Source organism: Kitasatospora sp. NPDC058162 (genome assembly GCF_042884005.1).
Classification (GTDB): Bacteria; Actinomycetota; Actinomycetes; order Streptomycetales; family Streptomycetaceae; genus Kitasatospora.
The window spans coordinates 426,067-450,619 of record NZ_JBHVUS010000006.1 but is presented as its reverse complement, the minus strand read 5'-3'; the positions used below and the strand labels follow the sequence as shown (position 1 = coordinate 450,619).

Below are 24,553 nucleotides of genomic sequence, written 5' to 3'. Positions count from 1 at the left end.
GGCTCATGACCGACCTGCCCGTTCCTGCTGAACTCCTGTCCGTCGCCCTCGCGGAGGCCCGGTTGGGTCTGCGCGAGGGTGGTATCCCGATCGGCGCCGCGCTCTTCGGTCCGGACGGGGGACTGCTGGGACGCGGCCACAATCGCCGCGTCCAGGATGGTGATCCGTCCACGCACGCGGAGACCGCCGCCTTCCGGGCGGCGGGCCGACTGCGCGGATACGGCCGGACCACGATGGTCACCACGCTGTCGCCCTGCTGGTACTGCTCGGGCCTGGTCCGGCAGTTCGGCATCGGGCAGGTGATCATCGGGGAGGCGAGGACCTTCCACGGCGGCCACGACTGGCTCGCCGAGCACGGGGTGCGAATCATCGTCCTCGACGACGCCGAATGCATCGCACTGATGCGGGAATTCATCGCTACCCGGCCCGACCTCTGGTACGAGGACATCGGCGAGTGATCCCGTTCCCACCCCTTTGGAGCACCATGTCCTCTCGCATCCCCGTGATCGACCTCGCCCTCTGGCTCTCCGGTGACCCGGCGGCCCGAGCCCGTACCGCCGCCGCTGTGGACGCCGCGCTCAGCCAGGCCGGCTTCCTGCTGATCACCGGACACGGCGTCGGCCTCGAGATCCGCGAGGAGGTCCGGCAGGCCGCCCACTCGTTCTTCGCGCTGCCTGCGGAGGTGAAGCAACGCTACGCAGTGAGCGTCGGCGGCCGCGGCTGGCTGGCCAAGGGCGCCGAGGCCAACGGCTACTCGGAAGGCACTCCGACCCCGCCGGATCTCAAGGAGTCCTGGACGGTCGGAGCGGATCAGCCGGTCGGCGAAGCCGAGATCGACGGCTTCTGGTTCCAGCCGAACCGCTGGCCGCAGGTCGAAGTGCCGCAGTTGCAGCCGATCGTAGAGGACTACCTGGCGCGGATGCGCTCCGTCGCCGACGAGGTGCTCCGGCTGCTCGGCACCGCGCTGGGCCAGGGCGCGGACTTCTTCACTGCGCACACCACGCACCCGACGTACACCCTGAACATCAACTGGTACCCGGGCACGGGTGTGGTGGGCGAGCCCCTCCCCGGCCAGTTCCGGATCGGCCCGCACACCGACTTCGGCACGGTCACCCTGCTGGACCGCCAGCAGGGCAAGGGCGGGCTGCAGGTCTGGATCGACCCCGAGGACGGCGGCGAAGGCTGGGAGGACGCCCCGTACGATCCGGTGGCACTTACGGTCAACATCGGTGACCTGATGGCCCGTTGGACCGGCGGCCGCTGGCGCTCCGGCCGCCACCGGGTCCTCCCGCCGTCCCCCGACGCCCCGGATGAGGACCTGATGTCCCTGGTCTACTTCTACGAGTGCGATCCCCACACCATGGTCGTCCCGATCGCCGGCCCCGTGGCGCACGCGCCAGTGGACTCCTCCGCATATCTGAGGGGCAAGCTGTCTGCCATCAGCGTGAGGTGATCAGAGGTCCCGGGTGGCGTTCCCCCCCCGGGGGGGGTGAGGTGGCGAGGGGTCACAGCGTGGTCAGCTCGGTGAGGTCGGCGATCACCTCGGAGGCGATCACCGGGTCGAGCTCGGCGAAGGTCGGGAAGGTGCGGTTGCGGGTCCAGTAGTCGCCCGGGCGCCTGTCGAGCCACACCGTTTCCACCCGCTGCTCGGGGTAGGAGTCGAACATGCCGACGGCGATGCCTTCCTCCGGGGCGATCACCACGTAGAGGTCGGGCCCGATCCGGCGGGACAGCCACTGCTCGATGCCGTTGTCCTGGGGCTCGCCGCGTCGCCAGCCGCGCCGTTCCATTCCGACCAGCCGGGTGGTGGGCAGCACCGGACCGTTCTCGAAGCGGGTGAGGCGGTGGCCGGCCCGCTCCTCGTCCGTCAGCGCGTACACCGGGCGGCCGAGCTGGCGGAACGGCTGCAGGATCTCGTGGTCGGCGAACAGCTCCGACCAGTCAGCGAGGCCGTCGCCGAGCAGGAGCGGGTGCGCCAGCCGGACGGAGGCCGTGGCCGGCAGCGCGAACGCCTCGTCCCCGACGTCTGCCAGGGTGCGGTCCTCGGCGACGCGGAACGCCATCACCGTGCCGTCCGTCTCGGACAGCCACACCAGGCGGCGCACCAGGTGCCACAGCAGCGGATGCCCGACGAAGAGCTGGTCGAACTCCTGCGCCGTCCATGAGCGTTGGTTGATCATCGCCTCCTCCAGGCGGCGAACCTGATCCCCCGCCACCGTGCGGACGTCCTTCTTGAGCGCGGCGAAGCGCTTGCGCTCGGCGGGCGCCAGCTCGGCGTCGTCCCGCGCCCCCGGGGCGGGCAGGTCCTTGCGGCGGGCGCCGGCCGCTTCCACGGCGGGCTGGTGAACAGCTCCGGCAGCGAGTCGGGGCCGACCTCCGGCACTCGCTCGCCGAGGTCGGTGAGCGGCTCGACCAGGGCCGCCTGCTCCGGCGTCAGTTTCGGCAGCAGTTCGAGCGCGGTCGCGCGGTGGACCGCGACGCGGCCGGTGAGGAGCTGCCGGGCGAGCTGCTGCTCGGCCGGGTCGGTGGAGGCCACCGCGGCCTCGGCGAGCAGGCGCAGGGCACGCCGGGGGAAGCGGCGGAGACCGGCCAGGAGGGCAGCGCGGGTGGACTTGATGCCGTCCTGCTGGGCCAGCAGCCCCCCTTCGGGCGGGAAGACCTTGGTCGGCTTCCTGGCTCTACCCGGGGTCCCGCCTTCATGATCTCCGCCGCTGCCTTCGGCGGGCTGGAACATGACCCGGACGTGGTCTTGACCGGCCCAACCATCCGTTAACTACGCGGCATTGGGGTACTTCATCGGTGCAGCCATGGCAGAGGCTCCCTTCCCATGGCCCATCAGGTCATGTCCGGCAACCTTCCGCACGTCGGGGGAACCTCAGCTGGACGGGGCGCAGCGCAAGGCGTGGGCCGGGAGCGGCTTCGCCCTCGCCGTCCGCACGGCGACCCCGCAGGCGTGGGCGGAGCTGGTGGTGAGCGGACTGCCCCTGGTCCAGGATGCGGGCTTCACGGAGATCACCCCGGGCAGTTCCACTGTGGTGGCGGACCACCCGGCGTTCCGGCGCCCGTGAACGCACCGCCCTGACGCCGGCACGGCAACGTAGCGGGTCAGGTGCGCGCATCCCGACCCGTCCCCGCCGCGTGACCCGGCAACCCGGCGAACGTGTGCGGTCACCGCGGTACGTGGCGGAGGCGAGTGATGCACGCCGCCCCTCACAGGAGGCGCCGCACGGCCTCCATGATTGCGTTCCGGCAGTCCTCCGGGTCCGACGTCAGGACAGTCGTCGCCGGCATGCTCGCGGCATTCGTCGGGCTCCAGGCCGAGGCGATGGCCAGGACGAGGGTGAGAAGTGTGGCCGGGGTGAAGCCCGGTGTGCCCACTCCGCCCTTCCGAGCCGCTTCCAAGGAGGCGAGCTTGTCGTCGTGGGTCTGCTTGGCTACGGCAGGGTCCCGTTCCACGGCAGTGCCGCGTTCCAGCCGGTGCCAGGTCGCCAGGCGGAGCACCTCGGGGTGCTTCTGGTAGAAGTCGAACAGCCGCCCGGCGTAGCCCGGCAGGTCGTCAGGCGTGAAGGGCACCATGTCGAGGCCGCGCCCGAGGTGTGCGTCGAAGACGGCGTCGAAGAGCCCGTCCTTGTTGCAGAAGTAGACGTAGATGAGGTTCTTGTTCGCCGAGGCGTCCTTGGCGATCCGGTCGACGCGGGCTCCCGCGATCCCGTACGCCGCGAACTCCTGGGTTGCTGCGTGGAGGATGCGCGCCTTCGTGGCCTCGGCTCGGGACATGGGAGTCATGCTAACAGCGCCTACTGGATCTTGCCGGGGCGTAGGACCCGGTGCCCTCGCCAGGTGGGCGCGTTCGCCGCTGGAACCACGGTGGATTCGTTTGGGACATGAGGCGGTTCGTTCGGGAGTCCCGTCGGCGGTCTTGCTCCGGGTGAACCGGTGAGGGGGAGAAGTGCCTCGCCGGAACGGTGAGTTGCCACCGCCCGACGGTGACCGGGCCGACGGTCGGCGCGATGTGCAGACCCACGACGAGGCAGGCCGGGGGGCCGCGGCGACGTGCTCCTCGCGATCAGGGACCGGTACGCAGCGTGTGTCGTCACCGCAGTCCGAAGGCGTCGATCACTGCTTCGGAGGCGAGCAGCATGACGGTGCACCACAGGGTGGCACCGGCCATCAGCCAGCCGATCAGCCGCCACCGGGGCAGGCCCAGCGCCGTGCCGAGCATGGCCGATCCCCAGGTGCCGAAGAGCGCAGGCCCGATGATGCCGAAGCCGATCACGCCGTACCGGTTCACCAGGCGCCGGGCCCGTCGGCCGGTGGGGCCGTCAAGGCGGTTCCGGCGGTTCTCAGGCGGCGGCCCGGCGGTGACGGGCCGCCGCTTCGAGCGCCAGAGCAGCCAGCGGGTACGCAGCCACCCGGCCGCGAAGACGGCGGACAGCAGGCATCCGGCCGCGCCGAGGAGTACGGCGACGAGCGCGACGGGCGGGGGGAGGGAGGAGAGGCCGAAGGGTACGGCTGGGGTGCCCAGGGCGAATCCGGCGAGCACGGTCAAGGCGAAGTTCAGCACGCAGCACTCCTCATCTTGGGGACGGGCGCCACGTCGGTTCGCGGCGACAGTGAGTTAACTAACCAGTTACGCTATCGCGGTGACCACCTCACCATCCGCCTCAGCATCCTTGCCGGGCAGTTCGGTTGAACGACTGGCGGCATCCAGGTACGTACTTCTCACGACGTTCCGCCGGGATGGGCGGGCCGTGCCCACTCCGGTGTGGGTGATGGGGGACGGGGACTGCCTGGCCGTGTGGAGCGCGGCCGACGCCGGCAAGGTCAAACGGATCCGCAACAGCGGCCGGGTGACCGTCGCCCCCTGCAACTGGCGGGGAGTCCCGAAGGGGGAATCCGTGCCCGGTGTCGCCGAGTTGCCCGCCGACCGGGACATCGTCCACTACCTCGACCTGATGAAGCGCAAGTACGGCCTCGTCGCGCGGGTCGGCTTGCTGGGCAGCCGACTGAAGGGGTCCGGGTACCGCGCGGTGGGCATCCGGATCCGACTCGCGGAGTGACCCTCGCGGACCTCCGTCGCATCCGGCCATCGCTCTTTGCCCGAAGTCGTGTTGACGGGCCGTCGGATCTCGGGCAGCCTTGCCTCGAAAGATTAACCATCCAGTTAGTCAATCTATTTCGAACGGAGTGGCACCGCCATGTCGGCATCCACCACTGAGCTCACCGGCATCCCGCCCGAATCCGGACCCCCGTCCCCGCGGTCCTCGCTGCGGTGGTGGGCGCTGGCCGTGATCGGCCTGGCCCAGTTGATGATCATGCTGGACGCCACCATCGTGAACATCGCGCTGCCGTCCGCCCAGGCCGACCTGGGCTTCTCCGACAACGACAGGCAGTGGGTCGTCACCGCCTACGCACTCACCTTCGGCAGCTTGCTGCTGATCGGCGGGCGTGTCGCCGATCTCTTCGGCCGCAAGCAGGCCTTTCTCGCGGGTGTCATCGGATTCGCCGCCGCCTCGGCGCTCGGCGGAGCCGCCGGCAGCTTCGAACTCCTGGTGCTGGCCAGGGCGATCCAGGGCATCTCGGGTGCCCTGCTGGCCCCGGCGGCCCTCTCCCTGCTGACGACCATCTTCACCGACGTCAAGGAGCGGGGCCGGGCCTTCGCGATCTTCGGTGCCATCGCGGGCGCCGGCGGCGCGCTCGGCAACCTGCTCGGCGGCCTGCTGACCGAGTACCTCAACTGGCGTTGGACCCTCTACATCAACCTGTCGTTCGCGGCGGTGGCGCTCCTGGGCGGTCTGCTGCTGATCGAGCGTCAGTCGCGGGCGGAGCAGCGCCCCAAGCTCGACGTCCCCGGTGCGGTACTCGTCACCCTGGGGCTCTTCGGCCTGGTCTACGGGTTCTCCAACGCCGAGTCGCGCGGGTGGAGTTCTCCCGCCAGCTGGGGTCTGCTGGCCGGAGGCCTCGCCCTGATCGCCCTCTTCGCGTACTGGCAGTCGACGACGGCCGGGCCGCTGCTGCCCCTGCGCATCCTCCTCGACAGGGATCGAGGCGCCTCCCAGATCGCCATTCTGGTCGCCACCGGAGGCATGTACGCGGTCGCGTTGTTCCTCGCCTACTACATGCAGCAGACGCTCAAGTACACCCCGGTCGAGGCGGGGCTCGCCTTCCTGCCCATCCCCGCCGCACTGGTCGTTGCCTCCGCCCTGGCCGTGGGGGTCCTGATGCCCAGGGTGGGGCCGAAGATCGTGATTCCCCTCGGGATGGCGCTGCTGGGCGTGGGCATGGTCTGGTTCACCCGCCTGGATCTGGACAGCACCTACACGGGAGGCATTCTGCCGCCGCTGCTCGTCCTGGGCCTCGGTCTCGGCCTGGTCTACGCGCCGGCGATCGACCTGGCCACCTACCGGGTTCACGAGGATGACGCCGGGGTGGCCTCCGCGGCGGTCAACACCTCGCAGCAGATCGGTGGTTCGTTGGGGATCGCCGTTCTCAACACGCTCGCGGCGACCGCCGCGGGCAGCTATCTCAGCAGCCGGCAGGCCACGCCCGAGGTGATCGCCGGGGCGGCGTTGCACGGCTACTCCACCGCGTACTGGTGGGCGGCCGGCCTCGCAGCCGTCGGGCTCGTCGTGACCTTCGCGCTGTACCGTCCCGGTGTTCGGGAGAAGTCCCCCGACGCGGTGAAGGCCGTCGCCATGTGACATCTGCTCCACGAAGTTCCTCCATCCTTGAATCGCAAGCAGCCCCCGGGGCCGCGCCGCGCCCCTCGGGGGCCGGTCGCCGCCCCGGGGGCTGCTTGGTCGGGCCGCCCTTGAGTAACTGATGGCGGAAGCCGAGTACGGCACCCGCAGTCCTCCCCGGGCTCCGGGGGCAGCAAGGCACGAAGCCGCCTCGGCCCGACGCCCGACGCCCGGCAGGACGGTGCGTAGGGCCTGTTCGGCGGCCTGCGGGTCGTAGTCCCCGAAGTGCTGGAGGACGGCGGACCAGGGTTCGCGGTAGGTGGCCCAGTCGTCGGCGGGCTCGCCGGCGTTGTAGGCGTCCTTGACCTCTTCCGCGTTGAAGTACGCGGTCAGGGAGGGGTGGGCGCCGCGGTCCACGGACGTCAGCCGCCCGTTCTGGCGCAGGCTGACCCGGCTCCGGACGCCGATCTCGGGGTGTGTGCCGAGTTCGGCGTTCGGCACTTCCAGGACGATGGCGAAGACGTTCTTGTCGGCACCCCAGTCCACGCCGGTCCACTGGGACTTGGCGACGATGCCGTCGAGGTCGGCGAAGAGCGGGTCGCTGCGGAACCCGGCGTAGAACGCGATGCCGCCCCGCCGCGTCCGTCGGGCCGTGCTGGTGGAGCGGATCACCGAGGGGGCTCCCCGCCGCCGACGCTGACGGCCGCGCCTTGTTGCCGGCCCGTTGTCCATCGATTGTCTGCCGGGACGCTGGGCTCAGGTGCTGCCCGGGGTGCCGCGGCCGTGTTGACCAGGGCGTTGACTGTATGCAGACGAGGTCCGTTGATCGTTTGTCCACCAGTATCCCTGACCGTATATCAGGTCCGGTCACGGACTCGGCGGCTTCCGGACGGGGCCGCTGGCGGACGACTCAGGAGGACTCGCCATTTGGGGTCCGTAGTGGGTCGCACACAGCCCCACCGCCCAAGGCCGTCCAATGCTCCGGGTTTATTCCGAGGGCCACCCCAGCATTACTGTGACATTCCTGCCGCCCAGTCCTGCCCGAAGGGATTTTTGGCATGACAACCGTGCGCCGCACACTTGGCGTTCCGCCATTTTTCTGCCCTTTGCCCGACGCCGTGTACGACAAGCCGGAGGAAATAGATGCCGGCGCCGTCGCCTGGATGTTCCGGCAAGGGTTCCGCAAGGAGGGTGACTGGCTGCCGCGCATGAATGCGGGTTCGTACACCGCACACTGCATGCCGCACGTCCTCGACCGGTGCGCCGAGATCATCACCTATGTCATGTACTGGGGCGGCGCCTGGGACGACGACCTCGACGTGATCCCGGGGCTGGACCAGCCCGCACCGCTGACGGTCCACGTCAGCCGTCTCAAGCACATCCTCGCCTCGCCCAAGTCCGTCGTGCCGCCCGGAGACGCGTACCTCTCCTCCTTCCAGGACTTCTGGAACCACATCGCCACCGTGTCGACCCCGGGCCAGCTCGAGCACCTGCGCCAGGGTTTCTGCAGCTACTTCGACGGCGTGCTGTGGAAATGTGCGAACCAGAGCCTCGGTGAACTCCCCGAACTGGGCGACTACCTGATCATGCGTGGCAACGATGTGGCCGGCCCCTGGCTGACCGCACTCACTCCGATCGGCGGCGGCTACGAACTGACCGCAGCCGAACGCCTCGATCCCAGGGTGCGCGCCGCCTCCGAAGCCGTATCCGTCATCGTCGGTCTCGACAACGACCTGATCTCCATTCACCGGGAGAATCTCCAGGGCTTGTTCGACCAGAACGCCATCAGCATCATGGTGCGCGACCGGCAATGCACGCCCGAGGAAGCGGTCGCCGAGGTCCGCGCGCTGCGCGACCGAATCATGTCCCTTTATCTGAATCTGCGTGACCAGGTCTCCGCGACCGCCCGCCCGGAACTGCGGCGATACGTCCACGAGATCGGCTACTGGATTCGCGGGCACATCATCTGGGCGGACTTCACCACCCGTTACTGCGCGCCTGTCGACCCGGAGACCGGCGAAGAACAGGACTTCGGTGGCTACGGCCTGGTCTGGGCCGACGAGCCGGCTGACGCCAACCCTGCGCCCCTGCCGATTCCACAGATCGCCTGGTGGTGGGACCAGTTGGAGAAGTGACAGCGGCGACGCGAAGTCCGACAGGTCCACAAGTTCGCCACCAACCGCATGGAGGTTTGTTCCGTGACAGGCCAGGAAGCCCGCAGCTACACGAAGGGCAGCGCACCGAATGCCCTGCCCTTGCTCGGGCACGCGAATCAGCTGCGCAGCGACCCGCTCACCTTCCTCCGATCACTGCCCGAGCAGGGCGATCTCGTGAAGATCATGGTGGGGCCGACCCCCATGTACATCGCGTGCCACCCTGATCTGGTCCACGAGATGCTGACCGACAAGGTCAAGGACTTCGTCAAGGGCGGTCCCGTGATGGACCGCGTGCGTACGGTCCTGGGAGACGGGCTGGTCACGGTCGACGGCCTCGTCCATCGCAAGCAGCGACGCCTGATCCAGCCGTCCTTCCACCCTGCGCGCATCGCCGAGTACGTCGGCATCATGCAGAAGCAGGCAGCCGCGTCGGCTCATGAATGGCCGGAAGGCAAGAACGTCGACCTCCTGATGCAGATGGGCAACCTCAGCGCCGACGTGGCGCTGAGCTGCCTCTTCTCCGAGCCCGGTGAGGGCGAGGTGCGCCGGGGCGGTCACCACGGTCTCCCGACGGCCCTGAACACCGTGATCGACGGCATGTTCTTCCGCATGCTCAACCCGCTGCCGGCGCTGTCCTTCCTGCCCACTCCCGGCAACCAGCGCTACAAGCGGGCGGAGGCGCAGCTGCACCAGGTGGTGAACGAGACCATCGACCGCTACCGCCGCTCGGGCGACGGCGGCGGTCTGTTGCGCACGATGATGACGGAGGTCGACGAGGAGGGGCACCGCTTCACCGACCAGGAGCTGCACGACCAGTCCATCACCCTGCTCCTCGGAGGCGCGGAGACCACCGCCGTCCTGATGTCGTGGATCTTCCACCTGCTGCACGAGAACCCGCAGGTCGCCGCCAAGTTGCACGCGGAGCTCGACGGGGTGCTGGCCGGCCGCCCGGTGACGGCCGAGGACCTGAAGAAGCTGCCGTACACCCGTAACGTCGTCGCCGAGGGTCTGCGCCTCTACCCGCCGGCCTGGCTGCTCAGCCGTCGTGCCGCTGTCGACACCACGCTCGGCGGGCTGCCCGTGCCGGCCGGCACCGAGCTGTCGTACAGCCCCTTCCTGCTGAACCGGGACGCCCGCTACTTCGACGCCCCCGACAGCTTCGAGCCGGACCGGTGGCTCACCATGTCGACCACTCCGCGCAAGGGCGCCTACCTGCCCTTCGGCGCCGGGAACCGCAAGTGCATCGGTGACGCGTTCGCCCTCACCGAGGCCCAGGTCATCGTGGCCACCGTGGCCCAGTACTGGAAGCTGGACCGCGCCCCGGGCACCCGCCCCACGCGCGCCCTCGTGCGGATGAGCCTGCGTCCCGACCAGCTCACGGTGGTGCCGACCCGTCGGCAGCCGGCACGCGAGCCGCAGTCCGCCGAGAGCTGAACCCGTTCCGTTCGACCGACAGGGGCCCGGCGGGTGCCGCACCGGGCCCACCCCTGCCCGGCATGCCCTCCACCATGTGAACCCGCATGTACGGAGGGCATGCCATCCGGCGCGGCCCGAACACCCACCACTCGCCCCTCCCTCGGCGACCCACACCTGCGGTGCGGCCCGGCGACTGCCGGGACCCTCCTTCGCCCGGCCGGAAAGTGATGCCTCTCGGCGCTTTCCCTCCCATGCCACGTCCTCGCGGACGCGGCCACATGGTCTTGACGAACAGGAGTAACGACATGAACTCGATTACCAGCCTTCGCGAGCTGGGAGCCGACGCCCTGGACTCGGTTCATCTGCGCGGCCTGATCGACGAGCGATTGAACGCCTTCCTCGACGCCAACTGCGACAGGCAACCCCACCTGGTCTCGCTCATCGAGCACCTGCGTGGCTTTCTCACCGCCGGCGGCAAGCGCATCCGGCCGCTCTTGTGCATGGTGGGCTGGCACGCGGCGGGCGGATACGGCGACACGGGGCCCGTCATCGGCGCGGCGGCCTCGCTCGAACTCTTCCACGCCTTCACCCTCATCCACGACGACGTGATGGACGCCTCCGACACCCGGCGTGGCCGTCCGACCCTCCACCGGACGCTGGCGACGGGTGCGGACGCCACGACCGCCGAGCGGTTCGGCACCAATAGCGCGATCCTGCTCGGCGACCTGGTCATGGTGTGGTCGGACGAGTTGCTGTACTCCAGCGGCATCGACCACGAGCGATTGGTCGCCGTCCGACCGCTGCTGGATGCCATGCGCACCGAGGTGATGATCGGTCAGTACCTGGACCTGCTGGCCACCGGGAAGCCCAACGAGGACGTCGAACGGTCGCTGGCCGTGATCCGCTACAAGACGGCGAAGTACACCGTGGAGCGGCCGCTGCACATCGGCGCGGTCCTTGCCGGAGCGGACCGGGCCCTGCTGGACGTCTTCACCGCCTACGCCCTTCCGATCGGCGAGGCCTTCCAATTGCGCGACGACCTCCTCGGCGTCTTCGGCGACCCGTCCAAGACCGGCAAGTCGGTCCTGGACGACCTGCGGGAGGGCAAGGCGACCGCTCTGATGGCACACGCCCTCCACGCCGCCGGCGCCGAGCAGGCGCGGGTGCTGAGGTCCCTGGTCGGCGACCCGGACCTGGACGAGGCAGGCGCCGAGACGGTTCGCGGGATCCTGCGGGCCACGGGCGCCGCCGACAAGGTGGAGCAGATGATCACCGATCGTGTGCAGCGTGCCCGGCGGGTCCTGGACGAGACCCCGTTCCCGGACGAGGTCAGGAAGACCCTCGAAACCTTCGTCACCACCACGACACTCCGGACCACCTGAGCACCACGTCGGCGCGGGTCGCCACCGTCCCGGCGCCGCCACACGCGTCGCTCGCCTCGCGGGCCCACCCCGTCCGGAACCCGCTGCCGGGGGTGGCCCGGGCATGACGCGGCGCGCGGTCGAACGGGCTTACTTCATTCCTTCCTAGAAATCTGGATGACGCGATCTCAATGGAATTTCGACAAGGGGAGCTGAGCACGTCGACTCCACCGGCCTCGGCGGCAGGGACAGCGGACAGCCGCCGTGCTCGCTCGGTCGGCACCGGCCACGCCCATGCCAAGGCCATTCTGCTGGGGGAGCACGCGGTCGTCTACGGAGCACCGGCGCTCGCCCTGCCCGTTCCGCAGCTGTCGATCACCGCCAGCGTCGGGTTCTCCACCCGCGGTGAAGAACCGGCAGGTGTGTCCTTCACGATGACCGGATCCGCCTGGAAGGAGGTCGGAACGCAGGCATCCGAGGGGCTGCGTCGGCTGACCACCGACTTCAGGGCATCCACGGGCATCGACGACGGCCGGCATCTCGAGGTGATCATCGACGGTTCGATCCCGCTCGGCAGGGGGCTCGGCTCCAGCGCGGCCTGCGCCCGTGCCGTCGTCCTCGCCCTGGCCGACCTCTGCGGCCGCGAGGTCTCGCAGCGGACGGTGTTCGACCTGGTGCAGACCGCCGAGAACGTGGTGCACGGCAAGGCCAGCGGCGTCGACGCCATCACCGTCGGCGCGAGCGCGCCGTTGCTGTTCCACGCGGGCGAGGCCCGCACGCTGCTGGTGGGCTGCGACGCGCTGTTCGTCATCGCGGACAGCGGCACCGTCGGCAGCACCAAGGAAGCGGTCGACAAGCTGCGGGAGAGGTTCCGACTCCACGCCGGAGCACAGGAGCGGTTCGTCCGCCGGGCGTCGGAACTGACCGGCGAAGCCGTGACCACCCTCGCCGCCGGCCGGCCGGAGGAGCTCGGCTTCCTGCTGACGGAGTACCACGGAATGCTCCGCGAGGCCGGGCTGAGCACTGACCGGATCGAGGGGATGGTGAGTGCCGCGCTCGCCGCAGGAAGCCTCGGCGCCAAGATCACCGGGGGTGGACTGGGCGGCTGCGTCCTCGCTCTGACCCAGCCCGAGCAGGCGAGAGAGGTCACCCGGCGGCTGCACGAAGCGGGGGCCGTGCAGACGTGGATCGTCCCACTGAGGAGGCTCGTCACGCATGTCTGAGCAACAGATCACCGTGCGCCGCCTGCAGGACCGGCAGGGCGCGAACGGGGCCACCGCCGTCGCGCACCCGAACATCGCGCTGATCAAGTACTGGGGGAAGCGCGACGAGCGCCTCTTCCTGCCGTGGACCAGCAGTCTGTCGATGACTCTTGACATCTTCCCCACGACCACCCGGGTCCACCTCGACGCCGAGGCTTCGGACGACGAAGTGACCTTCAACGGCGTACCTGCGGCGGGCGAGGAGCGGCGGCGCATCGCCGGGTTCCTCGACCTGGTGCGCCGGCGGGCCGGGCTCACGCACCGGGCCGTCGTCGACACCCGCAACACCGTACCCACCGGGGCGGGCCTGGCGTCCTCCGCCAGCGGCTTCGCCGCGCTCGCCGTCGCCGCCGCCGCCGCGTACGGACTGGACCTCGACGGCACCGGTCTCTCCCGCCTGGCCCGCCGCGGTTCCGGCTCGGCCTCGCGGTCGATCTTCGGCGGCTTCGCCGTCTGGAACGCCGGCAACCCCACGGCGCCGCCCGCGGAGGCCGACCTCAGCTCCTACGCCGAGCCGGTACGGACGGGCGACCTCGACCCCGCACTGGTCATCGCGGTGGTCAACGCCGGCCCCAAGGAGGTGTCCAGCCGCGCGGCGATGCGCCGCACCGTCGAGACCTCGCCCCTGTTCGAGCCTTGGGCCGCGTCGAGCCGGGACGACTTGACCGAGATGAGGGCGGCGCTCCTGCGCGGCGACCTCGACGCGGTGGGTGAGATCGCTGAGCGCAACTCTCTCGGCATGCACGCGACCATGCTGGGCGCGCGCCCTGCAGTGCGCTACCTCGCGCCCGCCTCGCTCACCGTCCTCGACAGCGTGCTGGGGCTGCGGCGCGACGGCATACCGGCCTACGCGACCATGGACGCCGGACCGAACGTCAAGGTGCTCTGCCGTCGTACGGACGCCGACCGGGTCGCCGAGGCCGTGCGCGACGCTGCCGCGGGCGGCACCGTGCACATCGCCGGGCCCGGACTGGGCGCCCGCCTGGTGGACGCGGGCGGACGATGACCTCCGGGCGAACGGTCGTCCGCAGTGCGCCCGGCAAGCTGTTCGTCACGGGCGAGTACGCGGTGGTGGAGCCCGGTACCCCGGCCATCGTGGTGGCCGTGGACCGGGAGATCACCGCCACGGTGACCCTCTCCGAAACGGCCGACATCGTGATCTCCTCCGATCTCGTCCCCCGGGCGGTGAACTGGCGATGGCTCGACGGCCGGCTCCACGCTCCCGGCACGGAGAACGGGGAAGCCGACGGACACGGCGCGCGGGGCGCACTGACGCACGTGGTGGCAGCGGTCGAGACCGTGGGACGACTGCTGGCCGAACGCGGCCTGCCCATGCCCGGGCTGGACCTCTCGATCGGCAGCCGACTGCATGACAACGGCCGCAAGTACGGCCTGGGGTCGAGCGGCGCGGTGACCGTGGCCACGATCGACGCCCTCACGTCCCTGTGCGGACTGGACCTCTCACCCGACGCCCGGTACCGCCTGGCGGTGATCTCCTCGGTCGGGATCGACCCCGTGGGCTCCGGCGGTGACCTCGCCGCCAGTACCTGGGGCGGCTGGATCGCGTACCAGGCACCCGACCGGGCCTTCGTGCTCGACCTCACCCGCCGGTACGGCGTCGAGGAGGCGTTGCGCACGCCCTGGCCGGGCTACTCGGTCCGGAGGCTTCCGGCCCCGCGCGGCCTCGCCCTCGAAGTCGGCTGGACCGGCAACCCGGCCTCCACCGCCTCGCTCGTGTCCGGTCTGCACCGCCGGATCTGGCGCGGCACCGCGTCGCACCGCGCGTTCGTGGAGACCTCCACCGACTTCGTACGCGCCTCGATCACCGCTCTCGAGGCCGGCGACGACCAAAGCCTGCTGTACCAGATCCGCCGTGCCCGGCGGGAGTTGGCCCGCCTCGACGACGAAGTCGGGCTCGGCATCTTCACACCCGAGCTGACGGCCCTGTGCACGGTCGCCGAAACCGTCGGCGGTGCCGCCAAGCCGTCGGGCGCGGGCGGCGGCGACTGCGGCATCGCGCTGCTCGATGCCGAGGCCATGCACGACATCTCACATGTACGGCAGCGGTGGGCCGCGGCCGGGGTGCTGCCCCTGCCCGTCCGGCCCGCCCCGGAAGGGACCGAGAAATGAGCGCTCAGCGCAAGGACGACCACGTCCGGCTCGCCATCGAGCAGCAGGACACCCGCAGCGGGATCAACCAGTTCGACGAGGTGTCCTTCGTCCATCACGCCCTGGCCGGCATCGACCGGCCGCAGGTGTCCCTGGACACGACCTTCGCCGGGATCTCCTGGCAGGTGCCGCTCTACATCAACGCGATGACCGGCGGAACCGCCAAGACCGGCGTCATCAACCGAGGTCTGGCGATAGCGGCCCGCGAGACCGGGGTACCCATCGCGTCGGGCTCGGTGCACGCCTACTTGAAGGACCCGACGTGCGCCGACACCTTCCGCGTCCTGCGCCAGGAGAACCCCCACGGTTTTGTCATAGCAAATGTCAACGCGACGGCATCGGTCGACGACACCCGGCGTGCCCTCGATCTGCTGGAGGCCGACGCCCTGCAGATCCACGTCAACACGGTGCAGGAAACGGCCATGCCGGAAGGCGACCGGTCCTTCGGGTCCTGGGTCCCGCAGATCGAGAAGATCGCGGCGGCCGTTGACGTACCCGTGATCGTCAAGGAGGTCGGCAACGGCCTGAGCCGGGAAACCGTCCTGCTGCTGCGACAACTGGGGGTCCACGCGGCGGACGTCGGCGGCCGGGGCGGCACCGACTTCGCCCGGATCGAGAACGGCCGGCGACCGCTCGGCGACTACGCGTTCCTCCACGACTGGGGCCAGTCCACCGCCGCCTGTCTCCTGGACGCTCAGAGCGCCGGTCTTCCCGTGCTCGCCTCCGGCGGCGTCCGCCATCCCCTCGACGTCGCCCGCGCCCTGGCCCTGGGGGCCTCCGGCGTCGGGGCCTCCGGAGTGTTCCTGCGCACCCTGCTCGACGGCGGTCCCGAGGCGCTGATCGAGCAGCTCACGAACTGGCTGGACCAGCTCGCGGCCCTCCAGACCATGCTCGGCGCGCGCACTCCCGCGGACCTCGCGAGCAACGACCTGATCATCCACGGCACCCTCCGTTCCTTCTGCGCCGACCGGGGCATCGACACGGGGCGACTCGCCCGGCGTTCCCGATCGGCCGACACCCTTCACAACGCGACAGGAAAAGCACAGTGACCGACACACACGCCATTGCCAGGGTCCCCATGAAGTGGGTCGGACCCCTTCGAGTCTCCGGGAACGTCGCCAACACCGAGACCGACGTTCCCCTCGCCACCTACGAGACACCGCTGTGGCCCTCCGTGGGCCGCGGCGCGAAGGTGTCCATGCTCACCGAGCAGGGCATCGTCGCCACCCTCGTTGACGAGCGCATGACCCGCTCGGTGCTCGTCGAGGCGACCGACGCCCAGACCGCGTACACGGCCGCCCGCGGCATCGAGGCGCAGATCGAGGAACTGCGCGCCGTGGTCCGCAGCTGTAGCCGGTTCGCCGAGCTGCTCACCGTCCGGCACGAGATCGCGGGCAACCTGCTGTTCATCCGGTTCGAGTTCAGCACCGGCGACGCCTCCGGCCACAACATGGCCACGCTCGCCTCCGACAATCTGCTGACGCACCTGCTGCGGACCGTTCCGGGAATCTCCTACGGATCGATCTCCGGGAACTACTGCACGGACAAGAAGGCGACCGCGATCAACGGCATCCTCGGCCGCGGGAAGAACGTGGTCACGGAACTGCTCGTCCCGCGCGACGTGGTGGAAGGCGTCCTGCACACCACTGCCGCCAGGATCGTCCAGCTGAACATCCGCAAGAACCTGCTCGGGACCCTGCTGGCCGGCGGCATCCGCTCGGCCAACGCCCACTACGCCAACATGCTGCTCGGCTTCTACCTGGCCACCGGGCAGGACGCGGCCAACATCGTCGAGGGCTCCCAGGGCGTCACCCTGGCCGAGGACCGCGACGGTGACCTCTACTTCTCCTGCAATCTGCCCAACCTGATCGTCGGCACCGTGGGCAACGGCAAGGGCCTGGAGTTCGTGGAGACGAACCTGACCCGCCTCGGCTGCCGCGTGGACCGCGCCCCCGGCGAGAACGCGCGCCGGCTCGCCGTCATCGCGGCGGCGACGGTCCTCTGCGGCGAGCTCTCGCTGCTCGCGGCGCAGACCAACCCAGGTGAACTCATGCGTGCACACGTCGAACTGGAGCGCGACAACACGACAGCAAAGGTCGGTGCCTGAACATGTCCAACGCCGCTTCCTTCGGAATCCACGATCTGTCCTTCGCGACGACCGAATACGTCCTGTCGCACGCGGCACTCGCCGAGTACAACGGCACGGAGATCGGCAAGTACCACATAGGCATCGGCCAGCGGTCGATGAGCGTGTGCGCCGCGGACGAGGACATCGTGACCCTGGGGGCCGCCGCCGCGGCCCCGATCATCGCCCGGCACGGTTCCGAACGGATCCGGACGGTGGTCTTCGCGACGGAATCCTCGATCGACCAGGCGAAGTCCGCCGGCATCTACGTGCATTCACTGCTCGGCCTGCAATCGGCCTGCCGCGTCGTCGAACTGAAGCAGGCCTGCTACGGAGCCACGGCCGCCCTGCAATTCGCCATCGGACTCGTACGACGCGACCCCGACCAGCAGGTCCTGGTGATCGCGAGCGACGTCTCCAAGTACGAACTGGACAGCCCCGGCGAGGCGACCCAGGGTGCCGCCGCGGTGGCGATGCTGGTCAGCGCCGACCCCGCCCTGGTCTGCATCGAGAACGCCTCGGGCCTGTTCACCGCCGACGTGATGGACTTCTGGCGGCCGAACTACCGCACCACCGCCCTCGTCGACGGGCAGGAATCCGTCGAAGCGTACCTGCAGGCGGTCGCAGGCAGCTGGAAGGACTACGGCGAGCAGGGCGGGCGCACACTCGACGAGTTCGCCGCGTTCTGCTACCACCAGCCGTTCACGAAGATGGCCTACAAGGCACACCGCCACCTGCTCAACCACGCGGGCCACAGTGCCGACCAGGCCGACATCGAGCACGCCATCGGGCAGACCGTGGCCTACAACACCTCCATCGGCAACAGCTACACCGCCTCGGTGTACCTCGCTCTCGCCGCGCTGCTCGACCAGGCGGACGACCTGACCGACCGGCCCATCGGCTTCCTCAGCTACGGTTCCGGCAGCGTCGCCGAGTTCTTCGCGGGCACGGCCGTCCCCGGCTACCGCGAACACCTGCGGACTGCAGCGAACCTGGCGGCGATAGCCAGGCGCAAGCCGGTCGACCACGCCCGCTACCGCGAGCTGCACGAGTGGTCCTTCCCGGCCGACGGAGGAGACCACCCCACCCCGCAGCAGACCACCGGGCCCTTCCGGCTGGCCGGCGTCAGCGGTCACAAGCGCATCTACCAGGCGCGCTAGAACACCTGCGATCCCGAACACCTGCGGTCCCGTGCGTGCGGGGGCAGCCTCCGCGGCTGCTCCCGCACGCGCCCGCCACGGCCGCAGGCCAGTTCTACACACACCGTTCTCCATCCATTCGAGGGGAGGGTAGCCGTATGACCGACGTCAGGATTCTCGGTACGGGTGCCTATGTGCCGGAGCGAATCGTGTCCAATGACGAGGCCGCGGCGGCGGCGGGGGTCGACGACGCGTGGATCACCGACAGGACCGGCATCCGGGAACGGCGATGGGCTGCCGACGGCCAGGCCACCTCGGACCTGGCCACCGCCGCGGGGCGTGCCGCGCTGAGGTCGGCCGGCATCTCCGCCGAGGAGCTGTCCGTGATCGTGGTCGCCACGTCCACACCCGACCGGCCGCAACCGCCCACCGCCGCCTATGTCCAGCAGCGGCTCGGTGCGAGCGGCGCGGCCGCGTTCGACGTCAACGCGGTCTGCTCCGGCACGGTGTTCGCGCTCTCCGCGGCCGAGGGCGTACTCGCCCGCACCGGCGGCCATGCGCTGGTCATCGGTGCGGACCTGTACTCCCGCATCCTGAACCGGGCCGACCGCAGGACCGTGATCCTGTTCGGGGACGGCGCCGGGGCCGTGGTCCTGGGGGCGCCGGTCGACCACGGACCACGTGTCCGGCACCTCTCACTGCACTCGTTCGGCGAACTGTCGGGGCTCATCAAGGTGCCCGCCGGCGGCAGCCGCATGCCGGTGGACCAGACGGTCCTCGACGCAGGGCTCCAGTACTTCGCGATGGACGGGCGAGGCGTGCGGAACTTCGTCGGTGACCACCTGCCGCGGCTGGTCAAGGGATTCCTGCACGAATGCGGTGTCGCGCCCGACGACATCGACCACTTCGTACCGCACCAGGCCAACGGCACCATGCTGGACAGCGTCTTCGCCGACCTGGCACTGCCTCGCGCGACCATGCACCGCACCCTGACGCACTACGCCAACACGGGAGCCGCCTCCATCCCGATCACCCTGGACGCGGCCGCCCGCGCCGGCGCCTTCACCCCCGGCGACCTGATCCTCCTGGCTGGCTTCGGCGGCGGTATGTCGGCGGGATTCGCGCTGGTCGAGTGGTGAGAAGGTCCGGGCCGGTGGGGAAAGCGCCGTAGTGAAGCTCCACCCTGCGGTTGGACACACTCCGTCCACGCTGCGAGGGTGTGACCTTGCCGGTGCCACTGGCGGGTCTCGAGTGGCGTGAGGTAGCCCCACCCGGGGTGTTTGCGTAGGTGCCTGCGGGTTGTAGAAGGTCTCGATGAAAGAGAAGACCTCCGCCCGGGCGGTGGCGCGGTCGGGCCGGACCCGGGTGCCGATCTCCTCCTTCAGTACGGCGAAGAAGCTCTCGGCGGCGGCGTCATCGTAACAGGAGCCGACCCTTCCCATCGACTGCCGCATGTCCAACTTGCCTATCTCGCTGCGGAATTCACTCGACGTATATTCGCTGCCGCGGTCCGTGTGGAAGGCACAGCCGCGCTCCGGACCACCTCGGCCGGCGGCCATCCGCGGCGCGGCCACCGGCAGTTCGGCGCGGTGGTGGTCGGCCATCGCGTAGCCGACCACCTCGCGGGTGGCCAGGTCGATGCAGGTGGTCAGGTAGAGCCAGCCCTCGCCCCGATCGGTGCGGTCCTGCTTGACCCAGCCCCGCAGCCCCTCCGGGCTGACCCCCAGCTCCCGGGCGATCTCGGTGACGTTCCGGTGCGGAGAAGACCGGACGAGCGCGACCGCGTCCCTCTTGAACTCCGCCGGGTAGGCAGGCCTGCCCGCCTACGATCGCCGCCGAGCGTCGAACGGCACCGGACACCTGGAGCGGGCCGCAGTCGCTGGGCCAGCCGGCCAGGTCGGGCACGTCCCGCCGGTACAGCTGCGCGATAGCTGTCATGGGGATCGGGTCGGTGCTCGCCAGCCATGGGGCATGCCGTCCAGCGAAGCCAGAACCTCCCGCTCGGGGTCCGTCAGCCCGGGGTCGATTCCGTCCTCGAGAGTGCGCCCCAGGCCTTGGTCAGAATCTGCCGCCGGAGCCGGACCTCCTCCATCCGCTCACCCGTGCTCTGCTTGCGCGGGTGCGTACACACGGGCCACGGCTCGTCGGCAGGCCAGAGCATCGGTCCGCCCGCGGAGCTGTCTCGCATGCAGGGGGTTCTGAGTCGAGGTGCTCACGTCCGGGTACCGCCGTCACGAAGTTGCTGCTGATTAGCCACGAGACCCGGCTTGGAGGCCATTGTCATTTGGCTATTCAGTTATCGCTCGAAGTCGAACACTGCGGTGACGGGTGCGTGGTCGGACCAGCGCTCGGCGTGGGTGGCGGCTCGTTCGACGTAGGCTTCAACGCACCTGTCGGCGAGGCTTTTTTGACAAACAATCAGGTCGATGCGCCAGCGGAACGACACCTTTTCGAAAAAGGTCCACCCGTTCGAGCGCAGCCTGTTCGAGGGTGCCTGCTGGCCTGGGCGGTAGGGGACCTCCTGTGAGCATCATCACGGCTTCGGCGCCGGTTCGGGCAGTGGTGGGTTCGCGTGTCTCGGACACGCACGGCAACGAGGGCAAGGTGTCGCACCTGATCCAGGCGGAGACGGCGACCCGGCACGCGCTGGCGAAGGAGTGGGAGATCGTCGGGTCCTTCGAGGATCTGGACGTCTCCGCGGAGGTCACGCCGTGGAAGCGTCCGGACCTGGGGCCGTGGCTGACCGAGCGGCAGGGCGAGTGGGACGCGTTGGTGTGGGCCAAGGTCGACCGGGCGTTCCGATCCGCGAAGGACTGCGCGGACGTGGCGCACTGGGCGGAGGAGAACCACAAGGTCCTGGTGTTCACGGACGACGGCATGGCCCTGGACTACCGCAAGGGTCAGGAACGCTCGTTCGGGAACGAGCTGGCCAAGGTCTTCCTGATGCTGGCCTCGATCTTCGCCGAGATGGAGCTCAAGCGGATCAAGGCCCGCGTCACCGCGGCGCACAAGCACCTGCGCAAGACGGACCGCTGGGCCGGAGGCCAGCCGCCGTACGGGTACCGGATCGTGGACCGTGTCGGTGGTGGGCGGACGCTGGAGCCGGACCCGGTCACCTCGGGGGCCGTGCGCTACATGGGCAAGCTCCTGCTGGAGGAGCAGAGCCAGTGGATGATCGCCACCGCCCTGGAGGCCGCCGGCTTCGACACCCCGGCGACCCACGCGTACAAGAACCAGGGCGACACCTACACGAGCAAGCGCAAGACGCCGCCGTCGAACCACTGGAACCCCACCAGCGTGGGCAAGATCCTGCGCTCGCCGGCGACGATGGGCCTGAAACTGACCGGCCGCTCCGTCAAGGCGAGAAAGATCGCCCGCGACGCCAAGGGCCTGCCCATCCGCATGGCCAAGCCCCTGTTCACCGAGGAGGAGTGGGCCGCGGTCCAGGCGGCGATGGACGAGCGCGCGGTCACGAAGGAACGCTCGAACGGCGCCTCGCCCTGGCTCGGCGTGCCGCACTGCGACCGCTGCGGCGACCGGTTCTACCGGCAGGTGAACCTCGCCAAGAACGGCAAGATCTACGAGTACTACCGGTGCGCGAAGACCGCCGGCAAGCCCGCCTGCAAGGGCCAGTCCGTCAAGGGCGAACGTGTCACCGCGGCGATCACGGCCCTGGTGGAGCGCTTGGCCGGGCTGGCGATGACGGTGCGCAGGTTCATCCCCGGCGAGGACCACACCGAACAGCTCAACCACGTCACCCAAGCCATGCGCGACCTGCGCGAGGAGAAACGCCGCAACCTCTTCGACTACCCCGGCGGCGACGACGAGTACGCCGAAGCCCTCGAAACCCTCGTCGACGAACGCCGCCGCCTCGCCGCCCTCCCGCAACGCCCCTCCGCCTGGGTCGAGGTCGACAGCGGCCAGACCTTCACCGATGCCTGGACCCAGGCCGACCAGGAAAGGCGCCGCCAGCTCCTCCTCGGCCTCAAGGCCCGCCTCTACATGACACCCACCATCGAAGGCTGGTACCTACCCGCCGAACTCGAAGCACGAGTACCGAAGCTGGAGCGCGCTGGCAGCTCGGCGTAGGTCGAGTGACCCGGGATCGCGGTTGGACCCGAACCCCCGTGAAGGCGGAGCGGACGAATTGGCCCGGGTACGCCCGGACGGGTGGCGTTGGAGACGCGAACTCCCTTACGACACCCGCGGTATTCGCTGCCCCTCTCTCTGTCAGCCTTGGGTGAGACGTTCCGCTTTGTCGGGTCAGCCTGATTCTCAACCCCGTCGAGAAGTGGTCTCGATGGGGTTGAGACTCAAGTCTGGCCAGTTGCCGGGCGGTTACTCGGAGACTGTCTGTATCGTGCCCGCGGCGACGGTCCGGCCGCCCTCGCGGACGGCGAAGCCGAGGCCGGGCTCCAACGGTACGGGCCGGCCGAGTGTCACCGTCGTGTCGACGCTGTCACCCGGCAGCGCTGGCCCGTTGCCCTCGCTCAGCTCGACGTCACCGACCTCGTCGCCCGTCCGCAGGTAGAACTGCGGGCGGTAGCCGCTGGTGATCGGTGTACGACGGCCGCCCTCCGCGGTCGACAGCAGGTGCACCCGTGCGGTGAAGCGGGTGTGCACCGAGGTGCTGCCGACCGCGACGACGACCTGCCCTCGGCGGATCTGACCGCGCTGCACACCGCGCAGCAGCACGACGTTGTCGCCCGCCTCCGCGCACTCCATCGTCCGGCCGAAGGTCTCGACGCCCGTGACGACGGACACCAGGTCCGCGCCGTAGCCGAGCACCTCCACCCGGTCGCCCATCCGCACCCGCCCGCGCCGGTCACGACCGTGCCGCGACCGGTGATGGTGAGCACGTTCTCGACCGGCAGGAGGAACGGTGCGTCGGTGTACCGCATGGGCGTGGGGACGTACTCGTCCACCGCGTCCAGCAGCTCCAGCAGGGCCGCCGACCACTTCGGGTCGCCCTCCAGTGCCCGCAGTCCGGACACCCGGACGACGGGCAGCCCGCCGCCGTCGTAGCCGTGGGTGGTCAGCAGCTCGCGGACCTCCAACTCGACCAGCTCCAGCAGTTCGGGGTCGCCGGCGTCGGCCTTGTTGAGTGCGACGACGACGTGCTCGACGCCGACCTGACGGGCCAGCAGCACGTGCTCGGTGCTCTGCGGCATCACACCGTCCTGCGCGGAGACGACCAGGATCGCGCCGTCCAGCTGGGCGGCGCCGGTGGAAGAAAAGTTCGTAGGAGATGCCGGTGAGGAGGTCTTCGAGGAGGTCGCGGACGGGTCGACGCGGGCCCAGCGAGCTCAGGCGGATACCGGTGAGCACCGTGTCCGACTGCGTGTCGTCGTCGGCGGACTCGGCGATCACCTCTTGGGCCTCGTCGAGCTGTTCTCTGAAGGCGGTCGGGCCGGTAGCACGCCGTCGGCGTAGCGTACCAGCCCGGTGACGGCGCAGTAAGGGGGACATACCGTCGTCCAGGAGCTCCAGCACGAGGGTGGGTGCCTGGTGGGTTAGAGGTCCCCCTTGCCGTGCTGCCCCGGGGCGGGTGTCGATCACCCGCCGGTTACCGTCCGACGCGTCACCGCAAGGGAGTTGACGGATCACGCGTCCGGGCTGGAATCGGTGGGCGAGTTCTGGCTGTCGCCGCTCTTCTCGTCTCCTTGCCCAGGTACGTCCAGCGCAGTTGCGGTGCCGCTGCCGAACGGCAGCCAGTAGAAGCGGCACGACACCTTGCTGTTGTTACCGTCCCACCAGTCGAGAATGACGGTGAAGCGTTGGTCTTTCTTGACGCGGGCGACGACGGTTGCCGAGCCCTTGTGTTCCCCAAACGCCGTTGCCAATGAAGTGCTTCCGGACTTGACCTCGACCGTGCCCCGCCCGCCGGTATCGGCTACGTCAGCCACCCCGACGACAAGCCCTGAGGTGCCGGCGGTGAATTCCCTCTGGCCGCCCTTCACGCCGAAGGTGACCAGCAGGCTCATGGAGCCGGTCAGAGCGAGGGGGCCGTTTACTGTGAGGGTCTGGTTGGCGGGGACGGTGACTCCGCCGTCGGCCTGGATGAGGCCGCTTGCCGTGATGCCGGTGACGCCGAGGGTTCCGGTGACGGTGGCGTTGCTGGTGACGTCGAGTGTGCTGGCGGTGGTCTTTCCGGTGACGCCGAGGGTTCCGGTGACGGTGGCGTTGCTGGTGACGTCGAGTGTGCTGGCGGTGGTCCTCCCGGTGACATCGAGGGTCTGTGCCGC

At 69.7% G+C, this 24,553-nt stretch carries 19 protein-coding genes and 6 pseudogenes; 16 read left to right on the top strand and 9 right to left on the bottom strand.

Features of this window, described 5'->3' with window-relative positions; genetic code table 11:
* Positions 1-5 precede the first annotated feature (5 nt).
* Positions 6-458, top strand: coding sequence for a nucleoside deaminase (locus ACFVXG_RS15720; protein WP_387927821.1), 453 nt, complete (start codon positions 6-8; stop codon positions 456-458).
* Positions 459-484: 26 nt separating this feature from the next.
* A complete protein-coding gene (locus ACFVXG_RS15715) occupies positions 485-1,453 on the top strand; it encodes an isopenicillin N synthase family dioxygenase (protein WP_387927819.1) in 969 nt (322 codons plus the stop codon).
* A 52-nt stretch (positions 1,454-1,505) separates the two neighbouring features.
* On the opposite strand, the gene ACFVXG_RS15710 is transcribed toward ACFVXG_RS15715, so the two are convergent.
* Positions 1,506-2,270 carry a DUF4132 domain-containing protein gene (locus ACFVXG_RS15710; protein WP_387927864.1) on the bottom strand — a complete coding sequence of 255 codons (765 nt, stop codon included), beginning with the start codon at positions 2,268-2,270 and terminating at the stop codon, positions 1,506-1,508.
* Entirely contained in the window at positions 2,177-2,734 is a 558-nt protein-coding gene (locus tag ACFVXG_RS15705; RefSeq protein ID WP_387927818.1) for a hypothetical protein, read from the bottom strand. The genes ACFVXG_RS15710 and ACFVXG_RS15705 overlap by 94 nt, the downstream gene beginning before the upstream one ends.
* Positions 2,735-2,894: 160 nt before the next feature.
* Between ACFVXG_RS15705 and ACFVXG_RS15700 the strand changes: the two are divergent.
* A pseudogene (locus ACFVXG_RS15700) lies at positions 2,895-3,068 on the top strand (peptidyl-tRNA hydrolase); the annotation flags it as partial.
* A 142-nt stretch (positions 3,069-3,210) separates the two neighbouring features.
* Here the strand turns inward: ACFVXG_RS15700 and ACFVXG_RS15695 are convergent.
* Positions 3,211-3,777 carry a TetR family transcriptional regulator gene (locus ACFVXG_RS15695; protein WP_387927816.1) on the bottom strand — a complete coding sequence of 189 codons (567 nt, stop codon included), beginning with the start codon at positions 3,775-3,777 and terminating at the stop codon, positions 3,211-3,213.
* Between the two features lie 316 nt (positions 3,778-4,093).
* Positions 4,094-4,564 carry a hypothetical protein gene (locus tag ACFVXG_RS15690; RefSeq protein ID WP_387927814.1) on the bottom strand — a complete coding sequence of 157 codons (471 nt, stop codon included), beginning with the start codon at positions 4,562-4,564 and terminating at the stop codon, positions 4,094-4,096.
* A 79-nt stretch (positions 4,565-4,643) separates the two neighbouring features.
* Between ACFVXG_RS15690 and ACFVXG_RS15685 the strand changes: the two genes are divergently transcribed.
* A complete protein-coding gene (locus tag ACFVXG_RS15685; protein WP_387927812.1) occupies positions 4,644-5,060 on the top strand; it encodes a PPOX class F420-dependent oxidoreductase in 417 nt (138 codons plus the stop codon).
* Positions 5,061-5,198: 138 nt separating this feature from the next.
* Positions 5,199-6,701 (top strand): MFS transporter, encoded by a 1,503-nt coding sequence (locus ACFVXG_RS15680; protein ID WP_387927810.1) that lies wholly within the window; start codon positions 5,199-5,201, stop codon positions 6,699-6,701.
* Between the two features lie 309 nt (positions 6,702-7,010).
* On the opposite strand, the pseudogene ACFVXG_RS15675 reads toward ACFVXG_RS15680, so the two are convergent.
* Positions 7,011-7,412: pseudogene (locus ACFVXG_RS15675) on the bottom strand (DUF4331 family protein); the annotation flags it as partial.
* 326 nt (positions 7,413-7,738) lie between these two features.
* On the opposite strand from ACFVXG_RS15675, the gene ACFVXG_RS15670 reads away from it, so the two are divergent.
* From ACFVXG_RS15670 to ACFVXG_RS15625, 10 genes are all read left to right on the top strand, one after another.
* Positions 7,739-8,815, top strand: a complete 1,077-nt coding sequence (locus ACFVXG_RS15670; protein ID WP_387927808.1) for a terpene synthase family protein — start codon at positions 7,739-7,741, stop codon at positions 8,813-8,815.
* A 63-nt stretch (positions 8,816-8,878) separates the two neighbouring features.
* On the top strand, positions 8,879-10,270 hold the full coding sequence (locus ACFVXG_RS15665; RefSeq protein WP_387927806.1) for a cytochrome P450: 1,392 nt from the start codon (positions 8,879-8,881) through the stop codon (positions 10,268-10,270).
* 287 nt (positions 10,271-10,557) lie between these two features.
* Positions 10,558-11,634: a polyprenyl synthetase family protein gene (locus ACFVXG_RS15660; protein ID WP_387927804.1), complete on the top strand. Its 1,077-nt coding sequence runs from the start codon at positions 10,558-10,560 to the stop codon at positions 11,632-11,634.
* A gap of 170 nt (positions 11,635-11,804) precedes the next feature.
* A complete protein-coding gene (gene mvk / locus ACFVXG_RS15655; RefSeq protein WP_387927802.1) occupies positions 11,805-12,836 on the top strand; it encodes a mevalonate kinase in 1,032 nt (343 codons plus the stop codon).
* Positions 12,829-13,881 (top strand): diphosphomevalonate decarboxylase, encoded by a 1,053-nt coding sequence (gene mvaD, locus ACFVXG_RS15650; RefSeq protein ID WP_387927800.1) that lies wholly within the window; start codon positions 12,829-12,831, stop codon positions 13,879-13,881. Before mvk ends, mvaD begins: the two co-directional genes overlap by 8 nt.
* Positions 13,878-15,005, top strand: a complete 1,128-nt coding sequence (locus ACFVXG_RS15645; RefSeq protein WP_387927799.1) for a phosphomevalonate kinase — start codon at positions 13,878-13,880, stop codon at positions 15,003-15,005. Before mvaD ends, ACFVXG_RS15645 begins: the two co-directional genes overlap by 4 nt.
* Positions 15,002-16,093, top strand: coding sequence for a type 2 isopentenyl-diphosphate Delta-isomerase (fni, locus tag ACFVXG_RS15640; protein WP_387927797.1), 1,092 nt, complete (start codon positions 15,002-15,004; stop codon positions 16,091-16,093). Before ACFVXG_RS15645 ends, fni begins: the two co-directional genes overlap by 4 nt.
* 29 nt (positions 16,094-16,122) lie before the next feature.
* Complete coding sequence (locus tag ACFVXG_RS15635) at positions 16,123-17,151, top strand: hydroxymethylglutaryl-CoA reductase (RefSeq protein WP_387927795.1); 1,029 nt, start codon at positions 16,123-16,125, stop codon at positions 17,149-17,151.
* Positions 17,152-17,153: 2 nt separating this feature from the next.
* Complete coding sequence (locus ACFVXG_RS15630; RefSeq protein ID WP_224279294.1) at positions 17,154-18,329, top strand: hydroxymethylglutaryl-CoA synthase; 1,176 nt, start codon at positions 17,154-17,156, stop codon at positions 18,327-18,329.
* Between the two features lie 137 nt (positions 18,330-18,466).
* Entirely contained in the window at positions 18,467-19,447 is a 981-nt protein-coding gene (locus tag ACFVXG_RS15625; protein WP_387927793.1) for a 3-oxoacyl-ACP synthase III family protein, read from the top strand.
* Positions 19,448-19,741: 294 nt separating this feature from the next.
* On the opposite strand, the pseudogene ACFVXG_RS15620 reads toward ACFVXG_RS15625, so the two are convergent.
* Both ACFVXG_RS15620 and ACFVXG_RS15615 read right to left on the bottom strand, forming a co-directional pair.
* A pseudogene (locus ACFVXG_RS15620) lies at positions 19,742-20,107 on the bottom strand (DDE-type integrase/transposase/recombinase); the annotation flags it as partial.
* A 497-nt stretch (positions 20,108-20,604) separates the two neighbouring features.
* Positions 20,605-20,742: pseudogene (locus ACFVXG_RS15615) on the bottom strand (exodeoxyribonuclease III); the annotation flags it as partial.
* Positions 20,743-20,798: 56 nt separating this feature from the next.
* Here ACFVXG_RS15615 and ACFVXG_RS15610 point away from each other — a divergent pair.
* On the top strand, positions 20,799-22,397 hold the full coding sequence (locus ACFVXG_RS15610; RefSeq protein WP_387927791.1) for a recombinase family protein: 1,599 nt from the start codon (positions 20,799-20,801) through the stop codon (positions 22,395-22,397).
* A 249-nt stretch (positions 22,398-22,646) separates the two neighbouring features.
* Here ACFVXG_RS15610 and ACFVXG_RS15605 read toward each other — a convergent pair.
* A pseudogene (locus ACFVXG_RS15605) lies at positions 22,647-23,536 on the bottom strand (GTP-binding protein); the annotation flags it as partial.
* 375 nt (positions 23,537-23,911) lie between these two features.
* Positions 23,912-24,553 (bottom strand): annotated as a pseudogene (locus ACFVXG_RS15600) (hypothetical protein); the annotation flags it as partial.

Excerpts from the sequence above, each read along its gene's own strand:
- mvaD (WP_387927800.1), top strand. The coding sequence starts at position 12,829 with ATGTCTGAGCAACAGATCACCGTGCGCCGCCTGCAGGACCGGCAGGGC.
- ACFVXG_RS15680 (WP_387927810.1), top strand. The coding sequence starts at position 5,199 with ATGTCGGCATCCACCACTGAGCTCACCGGCATCCCGCCCGAATCCGGA.
- ACFVXG_RS15635 (WP_387927795.1), top strand. The coding sequence starts at position 16,123 with ATGAAGTGGGTCGGACCCCTTCGAGTCTCCGGGAACGTCGCCAACACC.
- ACFVXG_RS15695 (WP_387927816.1), bottom strand. The coding sequence starts at position 3,777 with ATGTCCCGAGCCGAGGCCACGAAGGCGCGCATCCTCCACGCAGCAACC.
- ACFVXG_RS15625 (WP_387927793.1), top strand. The coding sequence starts at position 18,467 with ATGACCGACGTCAGGATTCTCGGTACGGGTGCCTATGTGCCGGAGCGA.
- ACFVXG_RS15660 (WP_387927804.1), top strand. The coding sequence starts at position 10,558 with ATGAACTCGATTACCAGCCTTCGCGAGCTGGGAGCCGACGCCCTGGAC.
- ACFVXG_RS15720 (WP_387927821.1), top strand. The coding sequence starts at position 6 with ATGACCGACCTGCCCGTTCCTGCTGAACTCCTGTCCGTCGCCCTCGCG.
- fni (WP_387927797.1), top strand. The coding sequence starts at position 15,002 with ATGAGCGCTCAGCGCAAGGACGACCACGTCCGGCTCGCCATCGAGCAG.
- ACFVXG_RS15670 (WP_387927808.1), top strand. The coding sequence starts at position 7,739 with ATGACAACCGTGCGCCGCACACTTGGCGTTCCGCCATTTTTCTGCCCT.
- mvk (WP_387927802.1), top strand. The coding sequence starts at position 11,805 with ATGGAATTTCGACAAGGGGAGCTGAGCACGTCGACTCCACCGGCCTCG.
- ACFVXG_RS15715 (WP_387927819.1), top strand. The coding sequence starts at position 485 with ATGTCCTCTCGCATCCCCGTGATCGACCTCGCCCTCTGGCTCTCCGGT.
- ACFVXG_RS15705 (WP_387927818.1), bottom strand. The coding sequence starts at position 2,734 with ATGTTCCAGCCCGCCGAAGGCAGCGGCGGAGATCATGAAGGCGGGACC.
- ACFVXG_RS15630 (WP_224279294.1), top strand. The coding sequence starts at position 17,154 with ATGTCCAACGCCGCTTCCTTCGGAATCCACGATCTGTCCTTCGCGACG.
- ACFVXG_RS15645 (WP_387927799.1), top strand. The coding sequence starts at position 13,878 with ATGACCTCCGGGCGAACGGTCGTCCGCAGTGCGCCCGGCAAGCTGTTC.